The following is a 3,212-nucleotide window of genomic DNA, read 5'->3' as shown; positions in this document are numbered from 1 at the left end:
TCAGACGCGCATATCAATAGCTGGCAGCACTCACTGATATCTGAGTTGCGACGAATCGCGACTCAAGGGCTCTGAAACCCTCGCAGCTTCACACAAATAAACATAACGTTCATGTACAGTTCCGCTCGGATTTGATACCAAAAAACTCGCCCGTTCGGTGACTACTGCCGAGCGAAGGTAAACGTACAGGCCCGGGCCGAATGAAAACGTTAGCGGTGATTCGCAAGAAGTCTCTGTTACCAACGGTGCTTTTCGCGCTGGCAGCGTTTGTCGTACCTTCTTACGGCACCGCAGCCGAAATATGTGGCGATGGCCTGTGGGCCGACGCCATGATCGGCTCATACCACGTACATCCTAAAAAACACTTTGATCAATTCAATCCGGGCGTGGGTTTGGAATGTTGGGTTTCGCCCCAGTGGGCCGTGACTGGCGGATATTTTCGAAATTCGCTTTCAGCGCCTTCATTTTATGGCGGCGGCGTGTGGGCGCCGGAGTTGACGCATTGGGGTTACGTCCGCCTCGCCGTCATGGGCGGCGTTATCTCGGGCTACGATTACGGCAAGTGGGGATTTGGCCACGATCATAAGGTCGGGCCCGTGGCTGCGCCTTTGATCATGGCCGAATACGGTCGTATCGGCGCGAATATCATCTTGATTCCGCCGATACCATCAAGCGACTTGCCTTTTACGCTGGGTTTCCAGCTTCGCGTTCGTTTTTGGTAAGCGGATCGTCATCACCTGAATCCAGTGTTTCCAGCACCGGTAAAAGCCGAATCTTCCAAGGTGAGCCTTTACGGGAGACCGAACACCTCTTAATTTTTAAAATTCACCTGCGCCAATCGGCCGTGGACCTCAAGCGTCAGCGCTTCGATGCGTTCGCTCATTTGCCGCGTGATCTCGGTGAGTTGCGTATTCTGCTCGAGCAGCGCGACGAGTTGATCCGCCTGCTTCGCCGCCTGCTTCTGGCGTTCCTCGTTCGCTGCGGCGATATCTTCCCGATGTCGGGCGTCGGCGTCCGAATTCACCTTGTCGCGATCAGCCTGCCGTGTTTGCGCGAGCAGGATCAGCGGCGCAGCATAAGCAGCCTGAAGACTAAAGGCGAGGTTGAGCAAGATAAACGGATAGATGTCGAACTTCGTCAGGCCCGCGACGTTCACCCCGATCCAGCACGCGACAATAACTGTCTGTCCGATCAGAAAACTGGGCGTGCCGAAGAACCGTGCGAAGCGTTCGGCTTTGAGCGCGAACCAGTCATCGCCGAATACCGATGAAAGATGCATGTGCGGCAGATGAAAACGCAGATGGTGGCGCTTGTCTCCACCGTGTTCGTCGGGCGGAAAAGGTTTGCTCATGGTCGCTCGCGATGAATGGAATACGTGTTGACGTTATACACATCCAGGCAAGCGAACGCATGAACGAAAAGAGTGGAAAGCGCCTACGCCTTGCCGATCTCGAACTCAAACTCCGCTACACCATCGACCCCGCCCGCAACCTTGTCGCCGCGCTTCAACGCGCCGACGCCGGCCGGCGTGCCGCTGAAAATCAGGTCGCCAGGTTTGATGACAACTGCTTGCGACACGTGGCTGATGATGTCCGCGACCGGCCAGATCATGTCGGCGAGATCGCCCGTTTGCCGCGTTGCGCCATTCACCGATAACCAGATCCTGCCGGTTCCCGGATGGCCGATTTTCTCGGCGAGATGAATGGGCGTGACGGGTGCGGATTCATCGAAACCCTTGGCCCAGTCCCAGGGCCGGCTCATTTTCTTGGCGATTGCCTGCAGGTCGCGACGCGTCAGATCGACGCCAACGCTATAACCCAGCACGTAATCGAGCGCGTCCTTGGGATCGATCCTGCTCCCCGCCTTGCCGATCGCAATCACCATTTCGATCTCGTGATGCAGGTCTTCGGTCAGCATCGGATAAGCGAGCGTTCCTGCCGCGGGCACAACGGCGTCGGTGGGTTTGGTAAAGAAGAACGGCGGTTCGCGATCCGGGTTCGCGCCCATTTCACGAGCGTGATCGGCGTAGTTGCGTCCGACGCAAAACACGCGGCGCACTGGAAACGACGCCGTCGATCCGGCGATGGGAACCGCAACGATGGGAGAAGGGGCGAAGACGTATTCGGTCATATCGGGTACTCGAAGAGATGGGGATGTCGGTGCAGAAAGGCTGCATCACCCATGAACGATATGCTTCGAGCATCTTCCATAGCAGGACAAAACCGGCCCGCGCCTTGGACTAAACTGACCGGCCCGCAAATTGCGCTGCACGGAATTGCGTCGGCGATGAACCCTCGGCCTGACGAAAGCGCCGCGTGAAATAGGCTTCATCGCGAAAGCCGACCAGGAAAGCGATGTCCTTCACGCGGCGTGTATCGTCGGCGAGCAGCGCTTTTGCGCGGCTGATTCGCTGGTCCGTGACCCATTGCACGAAAGTGCGTCCGGTTTCCTTCTTCATCAAACGCGCGACATACCCCGTCGTCAAACCGGCGGCGTCCGCGGTGGATCGCAGGGACAGCGCGTCGTCGTTCAGGTGCTTGAGTACATGGCGCATCACCTTGCTGACTGAGTCGCGGCGGCTGACGGCCCGCTCGCTGAGCGCCGCGAGTTGCAGCAACGAGTCCGCGTATCGTGCGCAAACCAGTCCGATCAACTGCAGCAGGTATCCGCGCAAGCGGCCGACGGCGCCAAATCCCCGCGTGCCATCGATGTCCATCATGACCCGAACGATGCGTTCCACCTCGGCGAGATCGGCCGGCGCGAGCTGGAAATCCAGCTCGCTCTGAAAGCGGAAGGGCGCCAGCTCCGGAAAGCGGACGACAGGAACGTTGTTCAGGTCGATACGGCCATCGTAGGCATCGATATCGAGCCCGAGGAAATCCAGCGCGAAGTTGATCACGATAAACCGCGATTGCGCCGGATGCGGGATCATATGCGCCAGATGCGGCGCGATAAACGCGACGGCTCCGGTTGGAAACGCACGGGTTACATCGCCGATATGCTGCTGCGTGTCGCCCCCCAGATTGATCTGGATCTGGAAGTAGTCGTGCTTGTGCGGTTCCGTAATCGCGGAGCGTAAGGTCTGGTCGCGAATATAAAAGTCGAGGCGATCACTGCGCTCGGGCATCGCATAGGTTCGGGACGAGCGTTTGACGATTGCGCTCATTGGCACGCATTGTTGTGCGAGATTCCGTTTCCCTTAAGGGCTGGCG

The 3,212-nt window shown here is 58.1% G+C and carries 4 protein-coding genes; 1 reads left to right on the top strand and 3 read right to left on the bottom strand.

The window, feature by feature from the left end; translation table 11 throughout:
• The first annotated feature begins 200 nt into the window (after positions 1-200).
• Positions 201-722, top strand: a complete 522-nt coding sequence (locus ACFFAR_RS28980) for a hypothetical protein (protein ID WP_375508987.1) — start codon at positions 201-203, stop codon at positions 720-722.
• An 89-nt stretch (positions 723-811) separates the two neighbouring features.
• Here the strand turns inward: ACFFAR_RS28980 and ACFFAR_RS28975 are convergent, their stop codons facing one another.
• From ACFFAR_RS28975 to ACFFAR_RS28965, 3 genes are all read right to left on the bottom strand, one after another.
• Positions 812-1,351: a DUF1003 domain-containing protein gene (locus tag ACFFAR_RS28975; protein ID WP_174365458.1), complete on the bottom strand. Its 540-nt coding sequence runs from the start codon at positions 1,349-1,351 to the stop codon at positions 812-814.
• Between the two features lie 83 nt (positions 1,352-1,434).
• Complete coding sequence (locus tag ACFFAR_RS28970; protein WP_062171824.1) at positions 1,435-2,130, bottom strand: fumarylacetoacetate hydrolase family protein; 696 nt, start codon at positions 2,128-2,130, stop codon at positions 1,435-1,437.
• Between the two features lie 109 nt (positions 2,131-2,239).
• Positions 2,240-3,166: a helix-turn-helix transcriptional regulator gene (locus ACFFAR_RS28965; protein ID WP_375508986.1), complete on the bottom strand. Its 927-nt coding sequence runs from the start codon at positions 3,164-3,166 to the stop codon at positions 2,240-2,242.
• Between the last annotated feature and the right edge of the window lie 46 nt (positions 3,167-3,212).

Source organism: uncultured Caballeronia sp. (assembly GCF_964243625.1).
Classification (GTDB): domain Bacteria; phylum Pseudomonadota; class Gammaproteobacteria; order Burkholderiales; family Burkholderiaceae; genus Caballeronia.
This window is presented reverse-complemented; position numbering and strand designations above follow the sequence as displayed.

Coding starts and splice junctions, on each gene's coding strand:
- ACFFAR_RS28980 (WP_375508987.1), top strand. CDS start 201: ATGAAAACGTTAGCGGTGATTCGCAAGAAGTCTCTGTTACCAACGGTG.
- ACFFAR_RS28975 (WP_174365458.1), bottom strand. CDS start 1,351: ATGAGCAAACCTTTTCCGCCCGACGAACACGGTGGAGACAAGCGCCAC.
- ACFFAR_RS28970 (WP_062171824.1), bottom strand. CDS start 2,130: ATGACCGAATACGTCTTCGCCCCTTCTCCCATCGTTGCGGTTCCCATC.
- ACFFAR_RS28965 (WP_375508986.1), bottom strand. CDS start 3,166: ATGAGCGCAATCGTCAAACGCTCGTCCCGAACCTATGCGATGCCCGAG.